This is a genomic window from Streptomyces sp. NPDC060027 (genome assembly GCF_042737005.1).
GTDB lineage: Bacteria > Actinomycetota > Actinomycetes > Streptomycetales > Streptomycetaceae > Streptomyces.
On record NZ_JBHWVI010000148.1, the window covers coordinates 1 to 21,482 of the forward strand.

Genomic DNA, 21,482 nt, shown 5'->3' on the forward strand with positions numbered 1-21,482 from the left:
GGCACCCGGAGGGGGTGCCGCGGCCGATGCGACGTACTGCTTCACGCGCCCGCGGTACGCGCGTACCGCGGAGCGGCCCATCAAGACCTAGGCGGCCTCGCGGGACAGCGCCTCCATCGCGCGCGCCGTGACCTCTTCCACCTTGCCGAGCGCCGCGATCGTGACGACCAGGCCCTGGGCCATGTAGTAGTCGATGATCGGCTCGGTCTGCGTGTGGTAGACCTCCAGCCGCGTGCGGACGGTGTCCTCGGAGTCGTCGTCGCGCTGGTACAGCTCGCCGCCGCAGACGTCACAGACGCCTTCCTGCTTCGGCGTCTTGTACGACACGTGGAAGACGTGCGCCGAGTCGTTGCGGCAGATGCGACGGCCCGCGATACGGCGGACCACCTCGTCCTCGGGGACCTCCAGGTCCAGCACCGCGTCCAGCTTCATGCCCTCGGTGCTCAGCATCTCGTCGAGCGCCTCGGCCTGCGAGACGTTGCGCGGGAAGCCGTCGAGCAGGAAGCCGTGCTCCGCGTCGGGCTGCTCCATGCGGTCCTTGGCCATGGCGATGGTGACCTCGTCCGGTACCAGTTCGCCCTTGTCCATGTAGGACTTCGCCAGCTTGCCGAGCTCCGTCTGCCGAGAGATGTTGGCACGGAACAGGTCGCCCGTTGAGATGTGCGGGATCCCCAGATTCCTGGCGAGGAACGCGGCCTGCGTTCCCTTCCCGGCACCGGGCGGCCCGACGAGGACGATTCGCATCAGCGGAGGAACCCTTCGTAATTGCGCTGCTGAAGCTGACTCTCGATCTGCTTCACCGTCTCAAGGCCGACACCCACGATGATCAGGATGCTTGTGCCACCGAACGGGAAGTTCTGGTTTGCCCCGAAACCAACCAACGCCACTGTCGGCACGAGAGCGATCAGCCCCAGATACAGCGAACCCGGCCAGGTGATCCGGTTGAGTACGTAACTGAGGTACTCAGCGGTCGGCCGGCCAGCCCGGATGCCCGGGATGAAGCCACCATACTTCTTCATGTTGTCGGCGACTTCCTCGGGGTTGAACGAGATCGCCACGTAGAAGAACGCGAAGAAAACGATCAGAAGGAAGTACATCGTGATGTAAATCGGGTGGTCACCCTTGGTCAGGTTGTTCGTGACCCACGTCTTCCACCCGGAATCGCTCTTCGAGAACTGGGCGATCAGGCTCGGAATGTAGAGCAGCGACGAGGCGAAGATGACAGGGATCACACCTGCCTGGTTGACCTTCAGCGGAATGTAGGTCGAGGTACCACCGTAGGAACGGCGGCCGATCATGCGCTTCGCGTACTGGACCGGAATCCGGCGCTGCGCCTGCTCGACGAAGACCACCAGGCCGACCATGGCCAGACCCACGGCGATGACCGTGCCGAACTCGATCCAGCCGTCGGCCAGCTTGCCCGAGATCTTGACGGTCCACAGCGCGCTCGGGAAGGTCGCGGCGATCGAGATGAACATGAGGATCGACATGCCGTTGCCGATGCCGCGGTCGGTGATGATCTCACCGAGCCACATGACGACACAGGTACCGGCGGTCATCGTGACGACCATCGTGATGGTGGTGAAGATCGACTGGTCCGGGACGATCTGGTTGGCCACGGGGCAGCCCGAGAACAGGGCGCCGCTGCGGGCTGTGGCCACCAGGCCGGTGCCCTGCAGGATGGCGAGCGCGACCGTCAGATAACGCGTGTACTGCGTGATCTTCGCCGTACCGGCCGAGCCCTCCTTCTTGAGGGCTTCCAGTCGCGGGATCACCACGGTGAGCAGCTGGAGAATGATGCTCGCCGTGATGTACGGCATGATGCCGAGCGCGAAGATCGTGATCTGCAGCAGCGCGCCGCCACTGAACATGTTGATCAGGCTGAAGAGCCCGCGGTTCGTGTCGGCCATGTCAATGCACGACTGGACATTCTTGTAGTCGACGCCGGGGATCGGAACGTGGGTACCGACCCGGTAGACCACGATGATGCCGAGCGTGAAGAGGAGCTTCTTGCGCAGGTCGGGCGTCCTGAACGCCCGGGCGAACGCGGTGAGCACGGTGCCTCCTGCGACCCCCGCGCTACTGCGTCAGAGGGTGACGGTCTTGAGGTTCGACGGATGACTGACAGCTAACCAACAGTCAAAGCCCGTCCGGAGTTCCCTTGAGGCACGCCGGACGAAAATCAACAGTGCAGGCCACCTTACCGGCGACACTGCCCCCCTAGGAACGACCAACCGGGGATGCCCCTTTTGTGGGGCATCCCCGGTCGGGATCGCTCAGGTCATCGAGACGCCTGCTGAAATCAGACGAGCTCGGTGACGGTACCGCCGGCGGCGGTGATCTTCTCCTTGGCGGAGCCGGAGACGGCGTCGACCGTCACCTGCAGCGCCACGGAGATCTCGCCCTGGCCGAGGACCTTGACGAGGCTGTTCTTGCGAACGGCACCCTTGGCGACGAGACCCTCGACGGTGACCTCGCCACCCTCCGGGTACAGCGCGCCCAGCTTGTCGAGGTTCACGACCTGGAACTCGGTCTTGAACGGGTTACGGAAGCCCTTCAGCTTCGGAAGACGCATGTGGAGGGGCATCTGGCCACCCTCGAAGCGCTCCGGAACCTGGTAGCGGGCCTTCGTGCCCTTGGTACCACGACCAGCCGTCTTACCCTTCGACGCCTCACCACGACCAACACGGGTCTTGGCGGTCTTGGCGCCCGGGGCGGGACGGAGGTTGTGGATCTTGAGCGGGTTGTTTTCCGCCATGATCAGTCGACCTCCTCGACCGTCACGAGGTGGCGGACGGTGTGAACCATTCCGCGGAACTCGGGGCGGTCCTCCTTGACGACCTGCGTGTTGATGCCCTTGAGACCAAGGGAACGCAGGGTGTCACGGTGGTTCTGCTTGCTGCCGATGTACGACTTCGTCTGCGTGACCTTGAGGCGAGCCATTACGCACCCGCCCCGGCACGTGCACGAAGGAGAGCCGCGGGGGCGACGTCCTCGAGGGGCAGACCACGGCGAGCCGCGATCTCCTCGGGACGCTGCAGGCCCTTGAGGGCCGCCACGGTCGCGTGCACGATGTTGATCGCGTTGGAAGAACCGAGCGACTTCGACAGGATGTCGTGAACGCCGGCGCACTCCAGGACAGCGCGCACCGGGCCACCGGCGATAACGCCGGTACCGGGGGAAGCAGGCTTGAGCAGGACGACGCCCGCGGCCTTCTCGCCCGTGATCGGGTGCGGGATGGTGCCCTGGATACGGGGGACCTTGAAGAAGTGCTTCTTGGCCTCTTCAACACCCTTGGCGATCGCGGCCGGCACCTCCTTGGCCTTGCCGTAACCGACACCGACGGTGCCGTCACCATCGCCCACCACGACCAGCGCGGTGAAGCTGAAGCGACGACCACCCTTCACAACCTTGGCGACGCGGTTGATCGCGACAACGCGCTCAACGTACGCGGTCTTCTCGGCAGCAGCTGCGCCGCCGTCACGGCCCTTCCGGTCCCGCCGCTCGCCGCCACCGGCACCGCCACCGCGGCGCTGGGGTCCAGCCATTGGAATTACCTCTCTCTGTTTCCGCTAGCTACGGAACCGACTCAGAACTTGAGTCCGGCTTCGCGGGCGGCGTCCGCCAGGGCGGCAATGCGCCCGGCGTACTGGTTTCCACCACGGTCGAATACGACAGCCTCGACACCGGCGGCCTTGGCGCGCTCGGCGACAAGGGCGCCGACCGACTTGGCCTGAGCCGACTTGTCGCTCTCGCCGCCGCGGATCGTCGTGTCCAGGGTCGACGCCGACGCGAGGGTGTGACCCTTAACGTCGTCGATGACCTGGGCCACGATGTGGCGGTTGGAGCGCGTCACGACCAGGCGCGGACGCTCAGCCGTACCCGAGATGTGCTTACGGATCCGGATGTGACGACGCTTGATGGCAGCACGCTTGTAAGCGTCGCCCTTAGCAATCTTGACACCGTATGCCATGGCTTACTTACCCGCCTTTCCGACCTTGCGGCGGATGACTTCGCCTTCGTACTTGACGCCCTTGGCCTTGTACGGGTCGGGCTTGCGCAGCTTGCGGATGTTGGCCGCAACCTCTCCGACCTTCTGCTTGTCGATGCCCTCGACCGAGAACCGCGTGGGGTTCTCGACCTTGAAGGAGATCCCCTCGGGGGCCTCGACGGTGATCGAGTGGCTGTAGCCGAGCGAGAACTCCAGGTTGGAGCCCTTCGCCAGGACGCGGTAACCGACACCGCTGATCTCGAGCTTCTTCACGTAACCCTCGGTCACGCCGGTGATCATGTTCGCCACCAGCGTGCGGGACAGGCCGTGGAGGGCCTTGTTCTGACGCTCGTCGTTCGGGCGGGTGACGTTCAGAACGCCGTCCTCGCCCTTAGCGATCTCGATCGGCGCCGCAATGGTGTGAGAGAGGGTGCCCTTGGGGCCCTTCACCGCAACCGTACGGCCGTCGATGGTGACGTCCACGCCGGCGGGAACCGTGATGGGGAGCTTGCCAATACGCGACATAGCTGTTTCCTCCGTTCCCTTCCGTTACCAGACGTAGGCGAGAACTTCTCCGCCTACGCCCTTCTTGCCGGCCTGCTTGTCGGTGAGGAGCCCGTGCGACGTGGAGATGATCGCCACGCCGAGGCCGCCCAGCACCTTGGGCAGGTTGGTGGACTTCGCGTAAACCCGGAGACCGGGCTTGGAGATCCGCTTGATGCCCGCGATGGAGCGCTCACGGTTCGGGCCGAACTTCAGCTCGAGAACGAGGTTCTTGCCGACCTCGGCGTCCTCGACCTTCCAGCCCGTGATGAAGCCCTCCTGCTGGAGGATCTCCGCGATGTGCGACTTGATCTTGCTGTGCGGCATACCCACGGTGTCGTGGTACGCCGAGTTCGCGTTACGCAGACGCGTAAGCATGTCTGCGATCGGATCAGTCATGGTCATGAATTGGCCTTCGGCCTCTCTCGCCGGGGTTTCCTGTATGCGCCATCCCTCTCCCCACTCATGGGCGGGACGGGTGCGGTGCGGGGACCTACGGCGTAGTAAGTCGTACGGGCGTCAGGCGCCCAACCCTCCTAGCCTAAGCCATGGAGAGGTGGGCACCTGACAGAGCCCTTTGCTTACCGAGAGCCCTGGAATCCCTGAATTACGGGGACTACCAGGAGCTCTTGGTCACGCCCGGCAGCTCGCCACGGTGAGCCATCTCACGAAGGCAGACGCGGCACAGGCCGAACTTGCGGTACACGGAGTGCGGACGACCGCAGCGCTGGCAGCGCGTGTAGCCACGCACACCGAACTTGGGCTTACGAGCAGCCTTGGCAATCAGAGCCTTCTTCGCCATCTCGCTTACGCCTCCTTGAAGGGGAAGCCGAGGTGACGAAGGAGCGCGCGGCCCTCAGCGTCGTTGGTCGCCGTGGTCACCACGGTGATGTCCATACCCCGGGTGCGGTCGATCTTGTCCTGGTCGATCTCGTGGAACATGACCTGCTCCGTGAGACCGAAGGTGTAGTTGCCACGGCCGTCGAACTGCTTGGGGGACAGACCACGGAAGTCGCGGATGCGCGGAAGCGCGAGCGACAGGGTGCGGTCCAGGAACTCCCACATGCGGTCGCCACGGAGCGTGACGTGGGCACCGATCGGCTGACCCTCGCGCAGCTTGAACTGCGCGATGGACTTGCGGGCCTTGGTGATGGCCGGCTTCTGACCGGTGATCGTGGTCAGGTCACGGACGGCACCGTCCATGAGCTTCGAGTCACGGGCGGCGTCGCCGACACCCATGTTGACCACGATCTTGACGAGACCCGGGGTCTGCATGACGTTCTCGTAGGAGAACTCTTCCTGCAGCTTGCCCGCGATCTCCTCGCGGTACTTCGTCTTGAGACGCGGAGTGGTGGTGGTAGCCATCAGATGTCCTCACCCGTCCGCTTGGCAACGCGGATCTTGTTGCCCTCGTCGTCGAAGCGGTAACCGACGCGCGTGACGACCTTGTTGCCGTCCTTCTCAACGACCAGCTGGACGTTGGAGACGTGGACGGGCGCCTCGGTCGTGACAATGCCACCGGCCTGCGAACCCTTGGCGGTGGGTCCGGCCTTCGTGTGCTTCTTGACCCGGTTGACACCCTCGACCAGGACGCGCTCGTCGCGCGGGTAAGCGGCAATGACCTTGCCCTGCTTGCCCTTGTCCTTACCGGTGATGACCTGAACCAGGTCGCCCTTCTTGATCTTCATGCTTACAGCACCTCCGGCGCGAGCGAGATGATCTTCATGAACTTCTTCTCGCGCAGCTCACGGCCCACCGGGCCGAAGATACGGGTGCCGCGAGGGTCGCCGTCGTTCTTCAGAATGACGGCGGCGTTCTCGTCGAAGCGGATGTACGAGCCGTCCGGACGGCGGCGCTCCTTGACGGTACGAACGATGACGGCCTTGATGACGTCACCCTTCTTCACGTTGCCGCCGGGGATCGCGTCCTTGACGGTGGCGACGATGACGTCACCGATGCCCGCGTAGCGGCGACCGGAGCCACCGAGCACACGGATGCAAAGGATTTCCTTCGCACCAGTGTTGTCGGCGACACGCAGTCGCGACTCCTGCTGGATCACGTCTATCTCCTGATTGTCTGCCGGTTCCCGGGGCGGGACCGTCTAGGACGGCCCCGCCCCGAGCCTGGCGGAACGAACCTGAGGGGCCCCTAGGAATTTCTTCCAAGGGCCTCAGGCAATTACTTGGCCTTCTCGAGGATCTCGACGATGCGCCAGCGCTTCGTCGAGGACAGCGGCCGGGTCTCCATCAGGAGGACGCGGTCGCCGACGCCGGCGGCGTTCTGCTCGTCGTGGGCCTTGAGCTTGTTCGTACGGCGGATGACCTTGCCGTACAGCGCGTGCTTCACGCGGTCCTCGACGGCGACGACGACGGTCTTGTCCATCTTGTCGCTGACGACCAGACCCTCACGGGTCTTGCGGAAACCGCGGTCGGTCTTCTGCTCAGTCACGTTGCTCTCGCTCATCAGGCGCTCTCCACCGTCTCGATGCCCAGCTCGCGCTCACGCATGAGGGTGTAGATCCGCGCGATGTCCTTGCGGACGGCCTTGAGCCGACCGTGGTTCTCGAGCTGACCGGTCGCCGCCTGGAAGCGGAGGTTGAACAGCTCTTCCTTGGCTTCGCGGAGCTTCGCGAGAAGCTCCTCGTCACCCAGTTCGCGCAGCTCGGACGCCTTGGTACCGGCCGACATCACGCTTCACCTGCCTCGCGCTTGACGATCCGGCACTTCATCGGCAGCTTGTGGGCTGCGCGAGTGAGGGCCTCACGGGCGATCTTCTCGTTGGGGTAGGACAGTTCGAACATGACCCGGCCCGGGTGCACGTTCGCGACCCACCACTCGGGGGAACCCTTACCGGAACCCATGCGGGTCTCGGCGGGCTTCTTCGTGAGCGGGCGGTCCGGGTAGATGTTGATCCAGACCTTGCCGCCACGCTTGATGTGGCGGGTCATCGCGATACGCGCGGCCTCGATCTGGCGGTTCGTCACGTACGCCGGCGTGAGGGCCTGAATGCCGTACTCGCCGAACGAAACCTGCGTACCGCCCTTGGCCTGACCACGGCGCTTCGGGTGGTGCTGCTTGCGGTGCTTGACCCTGCGGGGGATCAGCATGTCGGTCAGGCCTCCGTTCCGGTGCTCTCAGCCGGAGCGGCAGCCGGAGCCTCGGCCTTGGGGGCCTCGGCAGCGGGAGCCTGCTGCGGCTTACGACCGCGACCGCCACGCTCGCCACCACGGCCACCACGGCCGGCCGGGCGGTCGTTGCCGCCACGGGCCGGGCGGTTGCCGGCACGGGCAGCGGCGTTCTCGGCGCGAACCTCGGCGATGTTCTTGACGTCGCCCTTGTAGATCCAGACCTTCACACCGATACGGCCGAAGGTCGTCTTGGCCTCGAAGAAGCCGTAGTCCACGTTCGCACGGAGCGTGTGCAGGGGCACACGGCCCTCGCGGTAGAACTCCGAGCGGGACATCTCGGCGCCGCCGAGACGGCCACCACACTGGATCTTGATGCCCTTGGCGCCGGCCTTCATCGTGCCCTGCATGCTCTTACGCATGGCGCGACGGAAGGAGACGCGGGAGGACAGCTGCTCGGCAACGGCCTGAGCAACCAGCTGAGCGTCGGTCTCGGGGCTCTTGACCTCGAGGATGTTCAGCTGGACCTGCTTGCCCGTGAGCTTCTCGAGGTCGCCGCGGATGCGGTCGGCCTCGGCGCCACGGCGGCCGATGACGATGCCGGGACGCGCGGTGTGGATGTCCACCCGCACGCGGTCACGGGTGCGCTCGATCTCAACCTTCGAGATGCCGGCGCGCTCCATGCCGGACGTCATCATCCGACGGATGGCGACGTCTTCCTTGACGTAGTCCTTGTACAGCTTGTCGGCGTACCAGCGGGACTTGAAGTCCGTGGTGATGCCGAGCCGGAACCCATGCGGGTTAACCTTCTGGCCCATTACCGGGTTCCTTCCTTGCTGCTGACGACCACGGTGATGTGGCTGGTCCGCTTGCGGATCCGGTAGGCACGGCCCTGGGCGCGCGGACGGAACCGCTTCAGGGTCGGACCCTCGTCGACGTAGGCCTCGGAGATGACGAGGCTGCCGGCGTCGGTGTGGTCGTAGTTGTGTGCGGCGTTGGCGATGGCGCTGTCAAGCACCTTGCCGACGGGCACGCTCGCGGCCTGCGGGGCGAAACGCAGGACCGCCTGAGCCTCCGTGGCATCCATGCCACGGATAAGGTCCACCACTCGGCGGGCCTTCATGGGCGTAACGCGGATGTACCGCGCCTGGGCCCTGGCTTCCATGGTTGTCCTTCCAGTGTCTGTCATGGTCGATTCCACCCCGCGTTAGCGGCGCTTCGACTTCCGGTCGTCCTTGACGTGACCCCGGAAGGTGCGCGTCGGCGAGAACTCGCCGAGCTTGTGGCCGACCATCGACTCGGTGACAAACACCGGGATGTGGGTCTTGCCGTTGTGCACCGCGATCGTGTGGCCGAGCATGGCCGGGATGATCATCGAGCGACGGGACCAGGTCTTGATGACGTTCTTGGTACCGGCTTCGTTCTGTACGTCCACCTTCTTTACAAGGTGTCCGTCGACGAAGGGTCCCTTCTTGAGACTGCGCGGCATCTAAACCCGCTCCTAGCGCTTCTTGTTCGTCTTGCGGCGGCGGACGATGTACTTGTTCGAAGCCTTCTTCGGCGAACGAGTACGACCCTCCTTCTGACCCCACGGGGAGACCGGGTGGCGACCACCGGAGGTCTTACCCTCACCACCACCGTGCGGGTGGTCAACCGGGTTCATCGCCACACCGCGGACGGACGGGCGAACGCCCAGCCAGCGCTTACGGCCGGCCTTACCCCAGTTGATGTTGCTCTGCTCGGCGTTGCCGACCTCGCCGACCGTGGCGCGGCAGCGCTGGTCGACCAGACGGATCTCGCCAGACGGCATGCGGAGGTGGGCCATGGTGCCCTCCTTCGCGAGCAGCTGCACCGAGGCACCGGCGGAGCGGGCGAACTTGGCGCCGCCACCGGGACGGATCTCGATCGCGTGGATCGTGGTACCGACCGGGATGTTGCGGAGCGCCAGGTTGTTGCCCGGCTTGATGTCGGCCCCGGGACCGTTCTCGACGCGGTCACCCTGCGACAGGTTGCGGGGGGCGAGGATGTAGCGCTTCTCGCCGTCCGCGTAGTGAAGCAGCGCGATGCGCGCGGTGCGGTTGGGGTCGTACTCGATGTGCGCGACCTTCGCCGGCACGCCGTCCTTGTCGTGACGACGGAAGTCGATCACTCGGTAGGCGCGCTTGTGTCCGCCACCCTGGTGGCGAACGGTCACACGACCGGAATTGTTACGGCCGCCCTTGCTGTGCAGGGGGCGAACCAGCGACTTCTCCGGCGTGGACCGCGTGACCTCGACGAAGTCGGCGACGCTGGAGCCACGACGGCCCGGCGTAGTCGGCTTGTACTTGCGGATTCCCATTTCTCAGTCCTCGTCCGATATTCGGACCAGGGCACTCCGTTAGGAGGCCTGGCCGAAGATGTCGATACGGTCGCCCTCAGCGAGGGTCACGATCGCGCGCTTGCTGTCGGCACGCTTGCCGAAGCCCGTCTTGGTGCGCTTGCGCTTGCCCTGACGGTTGATCGTGTTGACCCCGGTGACCTTGACCGAGAAGACCGCCTGGACGGCCTGCTTGATCTGGGTCTTGTTGGCCCGCGGGTCCACGACGAAGGTGTACTTGCCCTCGTCGAGCAGCGCGTAGCTCTTCTCCGAGACGACCGGCTTGAGGAGGACGTCACGGGGATCCGTGAAGCTCTTGCTCAGCGGGGTCTCGACGGTGTTCTTGCCTTCGGCCTCGTGGCGCTTCGCCTTGGCGACGCGCGCGACCTTCTTGGCCTTGGCGGCCTTCGAGGCGATGCTCGGGTGACGCGTAGCCATCAGGCTTCGCTCCCTTCGGTGTCAGCGGCCTGGGGGCCAGACACGAAGGACTCGAAAGCGGCCTGGGTGAAGACCACGTCGTCCGAGACGAGAACGTCGTACGTGTTCAGCTGGCCCGGCTCCAGGATGTGGACCTGGGGCAGGTTGCGCGCGGAAAGCAGCGCGGCCTCGTCCGAGCGCTCGATGACCAGGAGCACGTTCTTGCGCTCGCTGACCTTGCCGAGGAAGCTCTTCGCGGCCTTGGTGGAGGGGGTCTCGCCCTCGATCACGCCGGTGATGACGTGGATGCGAGCGTTGCGGGCCCGGTCGGTGAGGGCGTGGCGCAGGGCCGCGGCCTTCATCTTCTTCGGGGTCCGCTGCGAGTAGTCACGCGGCGTGGGGCCGTGAACGACACCACCGCCGGCGAACTGCGGCGCGCGGGTCGAACCCTGACGGGCGCGGCCGGTGCCCTTCTGGCGGTAAGGCTTGCGGCCACCACCACGGACCTCGCCACGACGCTTGACCTTGTGCGTGCCCTGACGGGCCGCGGCCAGCTGCGCGACGACAACCTGGTGGAGCAGCGGAATGCTGATCTTCTCTACGTCGAAGATCTCGGCCGGGAGCTCAACAGTCCCGGCGGTGTCGCCGGAGGGCGACAGAATGTCAATGGTGCTCATGTCCTCAAGCCCCCTTGGCCGCGGTACGGACCAGGACGAGGCCGCCGTTCGGACCCGGGATGGCTCCCTTGATGAGGAGCAGGCCCTTCTCCGCGTCAACGGCGTGAACGGTCAGGTTCTGGGTGGTGACCCGCTCGTTGCCCATGCGGCCCGCCATGCGGACGCCCTTGAACACACGGCCCGGGGTGGCACAGCCACCGATGGAGCCGGGGGAGCGGTGCTTGCGCTGGACACCGTGTCCGGCGCCGAGGCCCTTGAAGTTGTGACGCTTCATGACACCGGCGAAGCCCTTGCCCTTGCTCTTGCCGGTCACGTCCACCTTGATGCCGGCCTCGAACACCTCAGCGGTGATCTCCTGGCCGAGGGTGTACTCGCTGGCGTCAGCGGTACGGATCTCGACGAGGTGGCGGCGGGGGGTGACGTCAGCCTTGGCGAAGTGACCCTTGAGGGGCTTGTTCACCTTGCGCGGGTCGATCTCGCCGAAGGCGATCTGGACCGACTCGTAGCCGTCGGAGTCATTCGTACGGACCTGGGTCACGACGTTCGGGCCGGCCTTGACGACGGTGACCGGAACAACACGGTTGTTCTCGTCCCACACCTGCGTCATGCCGAGCTTCTCGCCCAGGATGCCCTTGATCTGCTTAGCCATTCTCAGATCACCGATCCCTAGAGCTTGATCTCGATGTCGACACCGGCCGGGAGGTCGAGTCGCATCAGAGAGTCAACGGTCTTGGGCGTGGGGTCGAGGATGTCGATGAGGCGCTTGTGCGTGCGCATCTCGAAGTGCTCGCGAGAGTCCTTGTACTTGTGCGGCGACTTGATGACGCAGTACACGTTCTTCTCAGTGGGCAGCGGCACCGGGCCTGCGACCGACGCACCAGTGCGGGTCACCGTTTCGACGATCTTCTTCGCCGAGGAATCGATGACCTCGTGGTCGTAGGCCTTGAGCCGGATGCGGATCTTCTGTCCCGCCATGGCTACTCAGTAGTCCTTTGTCTAGTGAAACGCTCTGGAACCCGGGGGTTCGCGTCCTGTCCTCCGACCCACGCGGTCGGGTGTGTCGCGCTCCTGCCGACAGGGATATCCGTCACGGATTTCCCTACGAGGGACGCGGCTCCGCCCGAAAGCAACCGCAGGACCGGGGGCGAGAACACCCACCGGGTGCCTGGTCTGCACCCCGCTGACACTTCCCGGAAGATTCCCGTACGTCCGCCCCAGCGCTGCCTCACGACAGATTGGGCGACGAGTACTGTGGGACTCGCTTCCAGTCCTCCCGACGGGAGGCGCGCAGCATCGGCACTCGACCGAGCAACCCCGCTAGTCTGCCATACCGGACGGGGGGCTGGCCAATCGAGCCGGAGATCGTACCCCTAAGGTGACGAAGGTCAAACCCGGCACGACCATGATCGCGTGACCGATCCCGCAGAGCCCCGCCCGGCCACCCCGGCGCCACCTCTGCCCGCCCCGTCGGGCCCCGGACCGGATACGGGCACACCGCCCATAAGCCCCTCCACGCAACGCGCACGCGCCGCCCTCGTCGCCGGGGCGGCCCGGACCCGGCAGCTCCTCGCCGGTCTCCCCGTCGTCCGCGTACGTCTTGCCTCAGCCCTCCCCCGGCTCGTCCGGCGGCGTGCGAGCGGGCGAGCCGTCGGACGGCGCGGGGCGTACCGACCACCGCGAGTCGTCGGCCATCGGCTCCGGAGCCTTCTCGCCGCACCGCGGCCCAGCACCTGCGCCGGCCTCTTCCAGCAGTTCCTCCAGGGCGTGGGCGTAGGCACGGAAGCCTGCCCTGCCGTAGTCCGGAGCGCTGGAGTCGGGGCGGAGGATGCCCGGGAGGAAGGCGACCCGCCAGGACCGGAAGGTGGCGGCTGCGCTGCTTCGCCCTCCGTCGTCCGTCAGGGCGACCGCGATCCCGAGAGCCTCGGCCACCCTTTCCGCACCCTGTGAGACCCCGGTCCCACCCGCGATGGCGGCGGTGACCAACGCCTGCAGGAAATGGGCGAGTTGGAGATCCGCCCCCATGTGGCACATGCGGCGCACGACCGACGGGCGTTCGAGTTCCGCGAGGCGGGGCGAGATCTCCTCGATGCAGCCCGACCACAGGAGCAGGGACGACGCGGTCACCCGATACTCGCGCAGGTATCCCAGCTCATCGGCGATGCCCATGGACGCATCGCTGAAGCCGCCGAGCACGCGGACGGCGGCGAGCAACCGGTCCACCTCGGCCTGCCGAGCCTTCACCAGACCCCCGACGAAGGCATCCGCGACAGCCCAGGTACCAGTGGCGACCACCGAGCCGATCTCCACGATCCCGCCGAGCGTGCGGAAGACCTCCCGCGCATACGCCGCCTCGGGCAGGGGGAGTACCTGTTCCTCCGGTCCTACTTCGCGCCGACCCCCGCCCGCGCCGGAACGTGGCGTCCTCACGATGTCCGCCCTCCCCGATCTGGTCGTCGTCACGCTCTTGGATCGTGTCGCCCGCTAGATGTCCGAGGCCGTCACCGTCGCCCCCTCCTTCAAGAAGGGGGCTCCTTCACCGGAGAAGAGGACTTTGGCATTGTGCGGCGGGTCGACGAAGTCCACTCGTCGCCCGTATCGGTCGATCCAGTCGAGAGTGACTACTCCGTAACTCTCGCCCGCTGGAATCACGTCGCGGCCGACATCAAATCGCTGCCCCGTTCGCACGATCCCGCCGACACATCGGACAACACATGTGGCAGCAGCGGACTCCCTTTCTTCGATCGCAAAAATCTGCAGCTTTCCTGCATCCTTCTCATCCGTACTTGTGCGCCTCCGATACAAGTTGGGCTATCTGTTCTGGCGTGAGTTTCGGTATGTCCCACTGAAATGCGTCGCTGATGCCTTCGTACGTGTTCACTTTTGGAACATGGATTCCCATGTCGCCCAGGATGTTCCGGGCGACGCTCACCGGAATCTCAGCGCTGGCTCTGTCGGCGAGCTCAGAAGCGGGAAGCCCCACCGCGACCTCCGCCTCTGCGGCTATGTAGCCCCTGGCGGTTTCCACCCCGTCAAGCGCACTCCGTGGAATCACCTGGACCACCGCTTCACCGTACTGCTCCGAATGCCGGGCGAAAGCTGTGGCCACACCAGGGTCGGTCGACGTCGGGGTAAAGCCGACACCCTGCGCACCGCTACTCGCATCGAATCCTGTGGTGGTTCCCCGGAAAAGGTATTCCTCCTCCGCACATCCGGCCGCCGCCAGCCCCAACGGGTCGGTCCAGGTATGCGGATTGTGAACGTAGGTGGCCGGGTTCCACGAAGGCGCCAGCCCCAGGGAATCGGTGGTGAGATAGCGCGCGGTTTCGCGATCATAATGGCGGAAGTAGTTGTAGTGGAGGCCGGTTTCCGGGTCGTAGTACTGGCCGGGGAACCGGAGAGGTGTGTACGCCGTACTGTCGGCAGCCCACGCCGTGGCACCCCACAGGGTGCTGCGTGTGCGCCACGCGATCTCGCCTTCCTCGTCCACCAGCTCGCTGGGAGCTCCGACCAGGTCCGTGACGATGGCGAAGAACCGGGCATCGATCTCCTGCTGCGGAGCCCCCTCGGCGGTGATCCGTTCCGTCTGGGTGATCGGACGGCCGCCCCTGTGGCACCAGGTCAACGTGACCGGATCTCGTATCTCCTGGCCCGTCGTGGTCTGTTCGCAGAGGGTGGTGCCGTCCCAGACGAAGTCGACCCGCTCAATGACGGTCTCGGCGTCATCCGCCAGCCGGATTTTCGCTGTCCTACGCCCCAGTGGGTCGTACAGATAGCGCCAGCGGACGCCGTCCGGCGTGATCACCGAGGTGAGACGGTCCTCCACATCCCACTCGTAGCGCCAGGTGTCCGGCTTGCGGGACAGTCTGGTCTTCTGGCGGAGAACGATGCGACCGAGAGCGTCATGCTCATAGCGGATGCTGCCGGCGCGGCTGATACGGGTCCCTGCGTACGTGCGAGCCCCGGTCGCCTCCTGACCGGGGTGCTCAGCAGGCCAGGAGGCCGATGTCTGGTTACCCGCGTCGTCGTAGGTGTACCTCTCTGCCCAGTTCGCGGCGTGCACCGCCGTCACGAAGCCGGCCGGGTCCACGTCGAAGGATCTGGAGCCGGACAAACTGTCGTCCATGCCGATCAGGTTGCCGTCGGCACGGTAGGTGTAGGCACGCTGCTGAACCGAGCGGCCGTCCGCTGCGGTCACCGCCTGAGAGATCACGCGCCCTCGGACGTCGAGGGTCTGCTCCAGCGCGACCATCTCGGGTATTTGGCGGGTGAGTTCACGTCCCATCAAGTCGTACGTGAAGTCGATGGTCCGGCCGTCCACAGCTACCCCGGTGCGGCGCCCAGCGGCGTCGTACGTCCACGTCGCCGTGGAGCCGGTCGGGGTCGTGCGACCGGTCCGTCGGCCCAAGTCGTCATAGGTGTAGCGGAGTTCACGACCGTCGACGGTCTCGGACCTGAGACGCCCGAAACGGTCTCGCCCGACGGTCAGCGTGATGTCGGGGCCCGTTCCCTGGGCGAGCTGGTCGGTGAGGTCGTACGCGTACGTCGTGACCCGGCCCGCGGCGTCCTTTCGCACCACCTGGCCGAGTTCGTTGCGCTCGTAGGCGATGGTCTCGCCGAGGCCGTTGGTACGCGACGTCAGACGCCCCGCTTCGTCGTACGTATAGGCGAGGGTGCGCTCGTCGAAATCCGTCTCCGCGATCAGGCGCCCCGCGAGGTCGTACTCGTAATCCCACGTCAGACCCCGCGGGTTGGTCACCTGCCTGAGGCGCAGCTGGTTGTCGTGCGTGAACTCGTACCGCACACCGTTCGGCCCGGTACGGGCCGTCATCAGGTCGAAGTGCGTGTACTCGAAGCGGGACACCACACCCATGGCGTCGGTATGGCTGACGCAGTTGCCCTCGCCGTCGTATGTCCACGACTCCGTCGTGCCGTCGGCAGCCGTCCTGCGAGCCAGATGTCCCTCGACTGTCCACTCCAGCCGCGATGAGGCCCCCGTCGCGTCCGTGAGCGCGACGGTTCTGCCGAACGCAGCACGCTCATAGCACGTAACCGCGCCAAGTGGGTTCGTTGTCCGGACAGGCAGCCCGGCCTCGTTGCAGTGGACCGTCGTCACGTGGCCGAGGGGATCGGTGACGACGGTGAGACGTCCTGAGTCGTCGTAGGTGAGATGCGTGGTGCCGCCCGTCGGACCGGTCACCGAGGTCCTGTTGCCTCGACCGTCGTAGGTCTGGCGGTGCACCTCGCCGTCGGGACCGGCGAACTTCGTGATGAGCCGGAGTTCGTTGTACTCCGCCCAGGTCTCGCGCCCGTCCGGTCGGATGATCCGGGTGGGCTGGCCGTTGCGGCCTACGGCGCGGGGGATGTAGTGGCGGAAATAGCAGAAGCGGCCGATCGAGGAGTGCACGTGGACCTTCTGCTGGAGGAGTCCACGCAGGCATCAGCCGCCTTCGCCACACTGCCACCCAGCGTGGCTGTCTGGCACCGTGCGACGTCCACTGGCGTCCTCCACGCCAAGTTGATCGCTGCCGACCGGCACACGGCCTTCCTCGGCAGCGCCAACCTCACCGACCGAGCACTGACCGACAACATCGAACTTGGAGTAGTGCTGCGCGACCCGGCGGTCGTAGGACCTCTGGTCGACCACTTCCGCTGGCGCATCACACCCGAGAACGGCGTGATGCGCCTCGCCTGAGGCCCACGGATACCGGTGTTGTCCGCCCGACATCGGCCTGCCGTTCTCGCCGTCGTACCCGGCTGTCACGGAGACGTCCTCGGCCAACCGTCGCAAGGCGGCAGTACCCACCCCTCTCGAATCGCTATCGGTCGAGCAGTCGCTCCAGCGCCTGGTCGTAGGCGCGGAATCCCGCCTTGCCGCTCTCGGGGGCGTCCGATCCAGGGCGGAGGATCCCTGGCAGATGGGCGACTCGCCACATGCGGAAGATCTGGCCCGGCGCGCTCCGTCCCGACTCGTCTGCCAAGTCGGCGGCGATGCCGAGGATCTTCGCGATGTCCTCCGCGCCTCGCCCGGTTTCAGTCCCGGCCACGATGGCGGCAGTGATCAAGGCCTGCAGGAAGTGGGTCAGTTGCAGATCCGCAGCCATGCGGCACATCCGGTGCACCCTGAGCGGTTCTTCGAGCTCGGCCAGGTCCTGCGGAACGGCCTCCAGCCCCCCGGACCACAACAGCAGAAATGCCGCCGGCACTTCATGGTCACGGAATCGACCCAACTCGCCGACGATCCCCATCGCCGAATCACTGAATTGACACACCGAACGAATTCCGTCCAGCATCGCCGTGACATCATCGTGTCGATTGGCGATAAATTCCCCCACGGACACCTTAGACAATTCCCAGGTCCCGGTACGATTCACTGCCCCAATTTCTATCACGCCACCGAGCGGTCCAAAAACCGAACGCGCGAGACTCGATTCGGGAATGGGGGTAATCGGTTCCGACATATTCTCCGCGCCTCACATATTCGAACTAGAACTGACCCATCATATGCTGGATGATCGCGTCTCGTTGCGGAAGCGCACGGGGCGACCCAGCGTTCAGGATGTCCACGCCCTCCTGGGTGTTGACGTAGTACTCAGGTTCCCTCCCGGCAGGACCGCCGTGCCTTCTGTACACGGATTCGGCGAACGACCTGGGAACTTCGACGCGGACGACCGTTCCTTCGGGTGTGGCATATCCGGTTGCAGCCCTGTTGAAGTCATCGGTCAAATAGACACCCATGTCCGGGGTGTATTCCCGTTGGAGATCGTCGGAATGGCTCAGGGAGAATTCGCCGCCGGTCCAGTTGCGTGATCCGTGATAGAGAACCACCGTGTCGTCACAGGACATGAGTCCGAACGGGTCGAACTGCCGCAGCGGATTGGTGACGTATCCGTACGGGTCGGGAGCGGGCGCCAGGCCCAATGGGTCGAGTGAGGTATAGCGGGCCGTTTCGGGATCATAGTGGCGCTGATAGTTGTAGTGGAGTCCGGTTTCCGGGTCGTGATATTGGCCAGGAAACCGCAGAGGTGTGTAAGCCTGACTTTCCTTGGGCCAAGCGGTGATTCCCCAGACCGTCCGCCGAGCGCGCCATGCCACGACGCCCTGTTCGTCCACCAGTTCCGTGGGGGTGCCGATGAGGTCGGTGACGATGGCGAAGAAGCGGGAGTCGATCTCTTCCTGCGTGCCCGGGTCCGTGAGGCGTTCGGTCTGGGCGACGGGCCTATGCCCCTGGTGATCCCAGGTGAGGGTGACGGGATGGGGAAGCCCAAGTGCGACGGTGGTCTGCTCGGCGAGAATCGGCCCGTCCCAGGTGAAGTCGGTCCGTTCCACGACGACTCGGCCGTCGCCGCCGAGGCGCTGCTTGGAGATCCTGCGGCCGAGTGGGTCGTACAGATAGCGCCAGACGGTGCCGTCCGGTGTGATCACGGAGGTCAGACGGTCCTCGGCGTCCCAGGTATACCGCCACACCTCGGGCTTGCGTGAGAGACGCGTCTTGCGGCGTACGACGACCCGTCCCGCAGAGTCGTACTGGTAGCGCGTCGAGCCGGCGCGCTCCAACTGCGTCCCCGACAGCAGCCGTTCCCCTTCCGACTCATTGGCCATCCGGTTGCCGGGCCAGGAGGCGGCGGTCACCTGCCCGGCCGCGTCGTAGGAGTAGTTCTCCACCCAAGAGGCCCCCTGCAGACCGGATATGCGCCCCTCTGCGTCCACGTCGAGGTTCATCGCACCTTCGAGGGCATCCTCGACCCTGACGAGGTGGTGATCCGCCCGATAGTCGTACGAGCGCTTCTGTAGCTGGTTCCCGGCGGCCGTCACCAGTTGTTCGAGCGGACCGCCGGCGACGTTCCACGTCTGGCCGATCGACACGGATCCGCCGATCAGCCGACCGGTCTCCTGTCCCGCGGCGTCATGGGTGAAGTCGACCGAATGGCCGGAGGTACGCAGGGAAGCAATGCGCCCGATGGCGTCGTACGCGTAGGAAGCGCGGGCACCCGAGGGCGTGACGCGTTCCACGCGCCGCCCCAGGAAGTCATGGACCGACGACAGTATGCGCCCGTTGATCCGCTCGACCGTGATCCGTCCGGTGAGGTCCCGTTCCCAGTCCAGGTCACAGCCGGGGCCGGAAGCGTGAACGAGTCGACCCGCCCGGTCGTACGCGTACGAGGTGACCTCACCGTCCGCCGCCTTGGAGAGCAGCCGTCCTACCGCGTCATAGGCGTAACGGACGCTCTGGCCAGCCGGGTTGACCCGCAACCCCAGCCGACCCGCAGCATCACGCTCATAGCTGATCCGCTGCTCGTCGAAGTCGGTCTCGGCTGTGAGGCGGCCTGCGGGGTCGTACGTGTAGTGCCAGGTGAGACCGAGAGGGTTGGTCACCTGGGTGAGCCTCAGTGAGGCGTCGTAGGCGAATTCATGACGGCTGCCGTCAGGTCCGGTCTGGGAACGCAGCAGGTCGAAGTGCGTGTACTCGAAGGTCGTGCGCGCACCGCCGGCATCCGTGTGGGCCGTGCAGTTGCCCTCGCCGTCGTAGGTCCACGTCTCCTCTGAGCCGTCGGGCCCGAGCACCCGGGCGATGCCGCCTTCAGTCGTCCACCACAGCCTGGTCGTGTGTCCCAGGGGATCCGTGCTGCTGCTGAGTCTGCCGAACGGGTCATGGGCACGGGTCGTGCGGTCGCCGAGTGCGCTGACTGTCTCGACACGCAGACCTGCGGGGCCGCACCTCACCCGTGTTGTGGCACCTGCGGGGTCGGTGACAGAACTGAGATTGCCCCGGTCGTCGTACGTGAAGTGGGTGACCGCACCGTTCGGGTGGGACAGGCGGACGGGATTTCCCCGCTGGTCGTAGGTGTGCCCCCAGACCGCCCCGTCCGGCTGAACGAGTCGGACCGGGAGGGCGGACGCGTCGTACTCCACAACGAGTGCGCTGCCGTCCGGCTGCCGAATCTCGGTCGGCCGACCCAGGGCATTGTGCGTGTACGTGGTGGTGTTGCCGAGTGGGTCGGTTCGCGACTGGACATGATGGTGCTCGTCGTACGTGGTGCGATTGGCGTGGCCGAGAGGATCGATTTCGGCGATGACCTGGCTGTTGTCGTTGATGACGAACCGGGAGACCTCGCCTTCGGCCGTCGTGTGGGTGGTGATGCGGCAGTCCGGCCAGACGGGGTCGGTCCCGTCGTAGGCGAACGTGCCACTGACGTGCCCGGCGTCGCCGCCCTGAGTCAGGCAACGGTCGTACTCGTCGTAGGTGTAGGCGTATCGGCTGTGGTTGCGATCGGTCCAGTCGGTGATGCGCAGGCGGTCGTCGTAGCTGAACTTCTGCGGCAAACCGGAGGAGTTGATGATGTGGGTGAGGTTGCCGTCGGTGTAGCCGTAGCGTTTGACGACGGCATCAGAGCCGTCGTCGTTCCCGCCGGCGAGGCTGAGACCGGTGACACGGCCGTCGTCCACGGCGAGTGTGAGGTGGTAGCCACCCGAGTGTTGGATGGCGAGAGGGATGCCGCGCTCGTCATATTCGAAGGTGATCGTGTTGTCGTTACGGTCGACGATGCGGGTGAGAGGCGCGATGCCGTCGGCCGGGAGAGCGAAATGGCGAGCATGGCCGGTCACTGGATCGTCGACGCGGTAGCCGCCGTCGTCCTGGAGGGTCAGGAGCCAACGAGGTCCCGTCTCGGGCAAGACCGGTGTCCCCGAACCAGCGGGGTGAGGGTAGGCGAGGAGCATTCCGTCCTCGGTCACGAAGACGATGCCGTCGTCATCGACTTCGAGACGCTGGTCGATGGTGGAGGCCCAGCTTGGACCGAACCACCAACCGGTGCGGTACCCGGAGGCAACCCGGCGGGTGAAGGCCAGCGGCAAGGCGGCGGGCAGAGCGACATCTGTCTCGGCCAGGAACATCTGACCAGTCGCGACGTCCACCGGGTCGCCGCATCCCTTGATCTTGCTCTTGAGCCGGCTGTAGGCGCCCTTCGCACCGTCCGCGATGGCGCCCCGCGCGCTCCTGCCCAGGCCACGCGCGGCAAGCGCCATACCTTTGAGACCACCCTTGAGGCCCTTCAGCGCGGCCATGCCGCCCTTGAGCCCCTTGGCGAGCCCCCCGAGGGTCGTGATCCCCTTCATGCCCGGTATGCAGTCCAGAGCCGCGAAGGCCACATCCCAGAGAGACGCCTGCCCCTTCGCATACTTATTGAGCGTGTCCGCGAGAACCACCAGGGCGGCGATCAGCACGATCGCGCCGAGGATCGGCCCCCCGATGATCATCGCGATGATGCCCAGAACGGCGACAACGACCTTGCAGACCGTGACGATGGTGTCCCAGTTGTCGGAGAACCAGTCCCCGACCTCCTCCCACCACTTCCGATTGCGAATACCCGCATCCGA

The 21,482-nt window shown here is 65.6% G+C and carries 27 protein-coding genes and 1 pseudogene; 1 reads left to right on the forward strand and 27 read right to left on the reverse strand.

All coding sequences use genetic code 11. The features are described from left to right. Window positions 1-87: 87 nt before the first annotated feature. The 25 genes and pseudogenes from ACFWBT_RS29440 to ACFWBT_RS29560 form a co-directional block, all read right to left on the reverse strand. Entirely contained in the window at window positions 88-744 is a 657-nt protein-coding gene (locus tag ACFWBT_RS29440) for an adenylate kinase (RefSeq protein WP_385705802.1), read from the reverse strand. Then, window positions 744-2,057, reverse strand: coding sequence for a preprotein translocase subunit SecY (gene secY, locus ACFWBT_RS29445; RefSeq protein WP_385705804.1), 1,314 nt, complete (start codon window positions 2,055-2,057; stop codon window positions 744-746). The genes ACFWBT_RS29440 and secY overlap by 1 nt, the downstream gene beginning before the upstream one ends. A 245-nt stretch (window positions 2,058-2,302) precedes the next feature. Continuing rightward, window positions 2,303-2,758, reverse strand: a complete 456-nt coding sequence (gene rplO / locus ACFWBT_RS29450; protein ID WP_189190330.1) for a 50S ribosomal protein L15 — start codon at window positions 2,756-2,758, stop codon at window positions 2,303-2,305. Window positions 2,759-2,760: 2 nt separating this feature from the next. Continuing rightward, the gene (gene rpmD / locus ACFWBT_RS29455) at window positions 2,761-2,943 is read right to left on the reverse strand and encodes a 50S ribosomal protein L30 (protein WP_055553514.1); all 183 of its coding nucleotides are present in this window, start codon (window positions 2,941-2,943) and stop codon (window positions 2,761-2,763) included. Further along, window positions 2,943-3,548, reverse strand: coding sequence for a 30S ribosomal protein S5 (gene rpsE / locus ACFWBT_RS29460; RefSeq protein ID WP_037694140.1), 606 nt, complete (start codon window positions 3,546-3,548; stop codon window positions 2,943-2,945). The genes rpmD and rpsE overlap by 1 nt, the downstream gene beginning before the upstream one ends. 41 nt (window positions 3,549-3,589) lie before the next feature. Further along, window positions 3,590-3,973, reverse strand: a complete 384-nt coding sequence (gene rplR / locus ACFWBT_RS29465; protein ID WP_010986354.1) for a 50S ribosomal protein L18 — start codon at window positions 3,971-3,973, stop codon at window positions 3,590-3,592. Window positions 3,974-3,976: 3 nt separating this feature from the next. Continuing rightward, window positions 3,977-4,516: a 50S ribosomal protein L6 gene (rplF, locus tag ACFWBT_RS29470; RefSeq protein WP_385705807.1), complete on the reverse strand. Its 540-nt coding sequence runs from the start codon at window positions 4,514-4,516 to the stop codon at window positions 3,977-3,979. A gap of 24 nt (window positions 4,517-4,540) precedes the next feature. After that, complete coding sequence (rpsH, locus tag ACFWBT_RS29475) at window positions 4,541-4,939, reverse strand: 30S ribosomal protein S8 (protein ID WP_010986352.1); 399 nt, start codon at window positions 4,937-4,939, stop codon at window positions 4,541-4,543. 211 nt (window positions 4,940-5,150) lie between these two features. Continuing rightward, entirely contained in the window at window positions 5,151-5,336 is a 186-nt protein-coding gene (locus ACFWBT_RS29480; RefSeq protein WP_003948630.1) for a type Z 30S ribosomal protein S14, read from the reverse strand. Window positions 5,337-5,341: 5 nt separating this feature from the next. Beyond that, window positions 5,342-5,899: a 50S ribosomal protein L5 gene (gene rplE / locus ACFWBT_RS29485; RefSeq protein WP_153289112.1), complete on the reverse strand. Its 558-nt coding sequence runs from the start codon at window positions 5,897-5,899 to the stop codon at window positions 5,342-5,344. After that, complete coding sequence (gene rplX / locus ACFWBT_RS29490) at window positions 5,899-6,222, reverse strand: 50S ribosomal protein L24 (RefSeq protein ID WP_007494760.1); 324 nt, start codon at window positions 6,220-6,222, stop codon at window positions 5,899-5,901. Before rplX ends, rplE begins: the two co-directional genes overlap by 1 nt. Before the next feature lie 2 nt (window positions 6,223-6,224). Continuing rightward, window positions 6,225-6,593, reverse strand: a complete 369-nt coding sequence (gene rplN / locus ACFWBT_RS29495; protein ID WP_003992364.1) for a 50S ribosomal protein L14 — start codon at window positions 6,591-6,593, stop codon at window positions 6,225-6,227. 119 nt (window positions 6,594-6,712) lie between these two features. Continuing rightward, complete coding sequence (rpsQ, locus tag ACFWBT_RS29500) at window positions 6,713-6,997, reverse strand: 30S ribosomal protein S17 (protein ID WP_266761752.1); 285 nt, start codon at window positions 6,995-6,997, stop codon at window positions 6,713-6,715. Next, a complete protein-coding gene (gene rpmC, locus ACFWBT_RS29505) occupies window positions 6,997-7,221 on the reverse strand; it encodes a 50S ribosomal protein L29 (RefSeq protein WP_003998824.1) in 225 nt (74 codons plus the stop codon). The genes rpsQ and rpmC overlap by 1 nt, the downstream gene beginning before the upstream one ends. Continuing rightward, the gene (gene rplP / locus ACFWBT_RS29510; RefSeq protein ID WP_099500627.1) at window positions 7,221-7,640 is read right to left on the reverse strand and encodes a 50S ribosomal protein L16; all 420 of its coding nucleotides are present in this window, start codon (window positions 7,638-7,640) and stop codon (window positions 7,221-7,223) included. The genes rpmC and rplP overlap by 1 nt, the downstream gene beginning before the upstream one ends. Window positions 7,641-7,645: 5 nt before the next feature. Next, the gene (gene rpsC / locus ACFWBT_RS29515; protein ID WP_266761750.1) at window positions 7,646-8,476 is read right to left on the reverse strand and encodes a 30S ribosomal protein S3; all 831 of its coding nucleotides are present in this window, start codon (window positions 8,474-8,476) and stop codon (window positions 7,646-7,648) included. Beyond that, window positions 8,476-8,823: a 50S ribosomal protein L22 gene (rplV, locus tag ACFWBT_RS29520; protein WP_006604878.1), complete on the reverse strand. Its 348-nt coding sequence runs from the start codon at window positions 8,821-8,823 to the stop codon at window positions 8,476-8,478. Before rplV ends, rpsC begins: the two co-directional genes overlap by 1 nt. A gap of 42 nt (window positions 8,824-8,865) precedes the next feature. Continuing rightward, a complete protein-coding gene (gene rpsS / locus ACFWBT_RS29525; protein WP_024755409.1) occupies window positions 8,866-9,147 on the reverse strand; it encodes a 30S ribosomal protein S19 in 282 nt (93 codons plus the stop codon). Window positions 9,148-9,159: 12 nt separating this feature from the next. Continuing rightward, window positions 9,160-9,996: a 50S ribosomal protein L2 gene (gene rplB / locus ACFWBT_RS29530; protein WP_153289116.1), complete on the reverse strand. Its 837-nt coding sequence runs from the start codon at window positions 9,994-9,996 to the stop codon at window positions 9,160-9,162. Between the two features lie 39 nt (window positions 9,997-10,035). Further along, window positions 10,036-10,452 (reverse strand): 50S ribosomal protein L23, encoded by a 417-nt coding sequence (rplW, locus tag ACFWBT_RS29535; RefSeq protein ID WP_189190335.1) that lies wholly within the window; start codon window positions 10,450-10,452, stop codon window positions 10,036-10,038. Beyond that, complete coding sequence (rplD, locus tag ACFWBT_RS29540) at window positions 10,452-11,108, reverse strand: 50S ribosomal protein L4 (RefSeq protein WP_037627000.1); 657 nt, start codon at window positions 11,106-11,108, stop codon at window positions 10,452-10,454. Before rplD ends, rplW begins: the two co-directional genes overlap by 1 nt. Window positions 11,109-11,112: 4 nt before the next feature. Beyond that, window positions 11,113-11,757 carry a 50S ribosomal protein L3 gene (gene rplC / locus ACFWBT_RS29545; RefSeq protein ID WP_261705325.1) on the reverse strand — a complete coding sequence of 215 codons (645 nt, stop codon included), beginning with the start codon at window positions 11,755-11,757 and terminating at the stop codon, window positions 11,113-11,115. Between the two features lie 17 nt (window positions 11,758-11,774). Further along, a complete protein-coding gene (gene rpsJ / locus ACFWBT_RS29550; protein WP_003948644.1) occupies window positions 11,775-12,083 on the reverse strand; it encodes a 30S ribosomal protein S10 in 309 nt (102 codons plus the stop codon). Between the two features lie 627 nt (window positions 12,084-12,710). Then, window positions 12,711-13,535, reverse strand: coding sequence for a hypothetical protein (locus ACFWBT_RS29555; protein WP_385705809.1), 825 nt, complete (start codon window positions 13,533-13,535; stop codon window positions 12,711-12,713). Window positions 13,536-13,881: 346 nt separating this feature from the next. Next, window positions 13,882-16,446 (reverse strand): annotated as a pseudogene (locus tag ACFWBT_RS29560) (RHS repeat-associated core domain-containing protein); the annotation flags it as partial. Window positions 16,447-16,512: 66 nt separating this feature from the next. On the opposite strand from ACFWBT_RS29560, the gene ACFWBT_RS29565 reads away from it, so the two are divergent. Then, entirely contained in the window at window positions 16,513-16,800 is a 288-nt protein-coding gene (locus ACFWBT_RS29565) for a phospholipase D-like domain-containing protein (protein WP_385705811.1), read from the forward strand. A 124-nt stretch (window positions 16,801-16,924) separates the two neighbouring features. Here ACFWBT_RS29565 and ACFWBT_RS29570 read toward each other — a convergent pair whose 3' ends face one another. Next, window positions 16,925-17,566, reverse strand: a complete 642-nt coding sequence (locus tag ACFWBT_RS29570) for a hypothetical protein (protein WP_385705813.1) — start codon at window positions 17,564-17,566, stop codon at window positions 16,925-16,927. A gap of 25 nt (window positions 17,567-17,591) precedes the next feature. After that, window positions 17,592-21,482, reverse strand: a 3,891-nt coding sequence (locus tag ACFWBT_RS29575) for a DUF6531 domain-containing protein (protein ID WP_385705815.1), incomplete at its 5' end; no start/stop codon positions are given.

What these genes read in the sequence shown, in the direction of transcription:
- ACFWBT_RS29440 (WP_385705802.1), bottom strand. Translation starts at nt 744, where the DNA reads ATGCGAATCGTCCTCGTCGGGCCGCCCGGTGCCGGGAAGGGAACGCAG.
- rplO (WP_189190330.1), bottom strand. Translation starts at nt 2,758, where the DNA reads ATGGCGGAAAACAACCCGCTCAAGATCCACAACCTCCGTCCCGCCCCG.
- rpmD (WP_055553514.1), bottom strand. Translation starts at nt 2,943, where the DNA reads ATGGCTCGCCTCAAGGTCACGCAGACGAAGTCGTACATCGGCAGCAAG.
- rpsE (WP_037694140.1), bottom strand. Translation starts at nt 3,548, where the DNA reads ATGGCTGGACCCCAGCGCCGCGGTGGCGGTGCCGGTGGCGGCGAGCGG.
- rplR (WP_010986354.1), bottom strand. Translation starts at nt 3,973, where the DNA reads ATGGCATACGGTGTCAAGATTGCTAAGGGCGACGCTTACAAGCGTGCT.
- rplF (WP_385705807.1), bottom strand. Translation starts at nt 4,516, where the DNA reads ATGTCGCGTATTGGCAAGCTCCCCATCACGGTTCCCGCCGGCGTGGAC.
- rpsH (WP_010986352.1), bottom strand. Translation starts at nt 4,939, where the DNA reads ATGACCATGACTGATCCGATCGCAGACATGCTTACGCGTCTGCGTAAC.
- ACFWBT_RS29480 (WP_003948630.1), bottom strand. Translation starts at nt 5,336, where the DNA reads ATGGCGAAGAAGGCTCTGATTGCCAAGGCTGCTCGTAAGCCCAAGTTC.
- rplE (WP_153289112.1), bottom strand. Translation starts at nt 5,899, where the DNA reads ATGGCTACCACCACCACTCCGCGTCTCAAGACGAAGTACCGCGAGGAG.
- rplX (WP_007494760.1), bottom strand. Translation starts at nt 6,222, where the DNA reads ATGAAGATCAAGAAGGGCGACCTGGTTCAGGTCATCACCGGTAAGGAC.
- rpsQ (WP_266761752.1), bottom strand. Translation starts at nt 6,997, where the DNA reads ATGAGCGAGAGCAACGTGACTGAGCAGAAGACCGACCGCGGTTTCCGC.
- rpmC (WP_003998824.1), bottom strand. Translation starts at nt 7,221, where the DNA reads ATGTCGGCCGGTACCAAGGCGTCCGAGCTGCGCGAACTGGGTGACGAG.
- rplP (WP_099500627.1), bottom strand. Translation starts at nt 7,640, where the DNA reads ATGCTGATCCCCCGCAGGGTCAAGCACCGCAAGCAGCACCACCCGAAG.
- rpsC (WP_266761750.1), bottom strand. Translation starts at nt 8,476, where the DNA reads ATGGGCCAGAAGGTTAACCCGCATGGGTTCCGGCTCGGCATCACCACG.
- rplV (WP_006604878.1), bottom strand. Translation starts at nt 8,823, where the DNA reads ATGGAAGCCAGGGCCCAGGCGCGGTACATCCGCGTTACGCCCATGAAG.
- rpsS (WP_024755409.1), bottom strand. Translation starts at nt 9,147, where the DNA reads ATGCCGCGCAGTCTCAAGAAGGGACCCTTCGTCGACGGACACCTTGTA.
- rplB (WP_153289116.1), bottom strand. Translation starts at nt 9,996, where the DNA reads ATGGGAATCCGCAAGTACAAGCCGACTACGCCGGGCCGTCGTGGCTCC.
- rplW (WP_189190335.1), bottom strand. Translation starts at nt 10,452, where the DNA reads ATGGCTACGCGTCACCCGAGCATCGCCTCGAAGGCCGCCAAGGCCAAG.
- rplD (WP_037627000.1), bottom strand. Translation starts at nt 11,108, where the DNA reads ATGAGCACCATTGACATTCTGTCGCCCTCCGGCGACACCGCCGGGACT.
- rplC (WP_261705325.1), bottom strand. Translation starts at nt 11,757, where the DNA reads ATGGCTAAGCAGATCAAGGGCATCCTGGGCGAGAAGCTCGGCATGACG.
- rpsJ (WP_003948644.1), bottom strand. Translation starts at nt 12,083, where the DNA reads ATGGCGGGACAGAAGATCCGCATCCGGCTCAAGGCCTACGACCACGAG.
- ACFWBT_RS29570 (WP_385705813.1), bottom strand. Translation starts at nt 17,566, where the DNA reads ATGTCGGAACCGATTACCCCCATTCCCGAATCGAGTCTCGCGCGTTCG.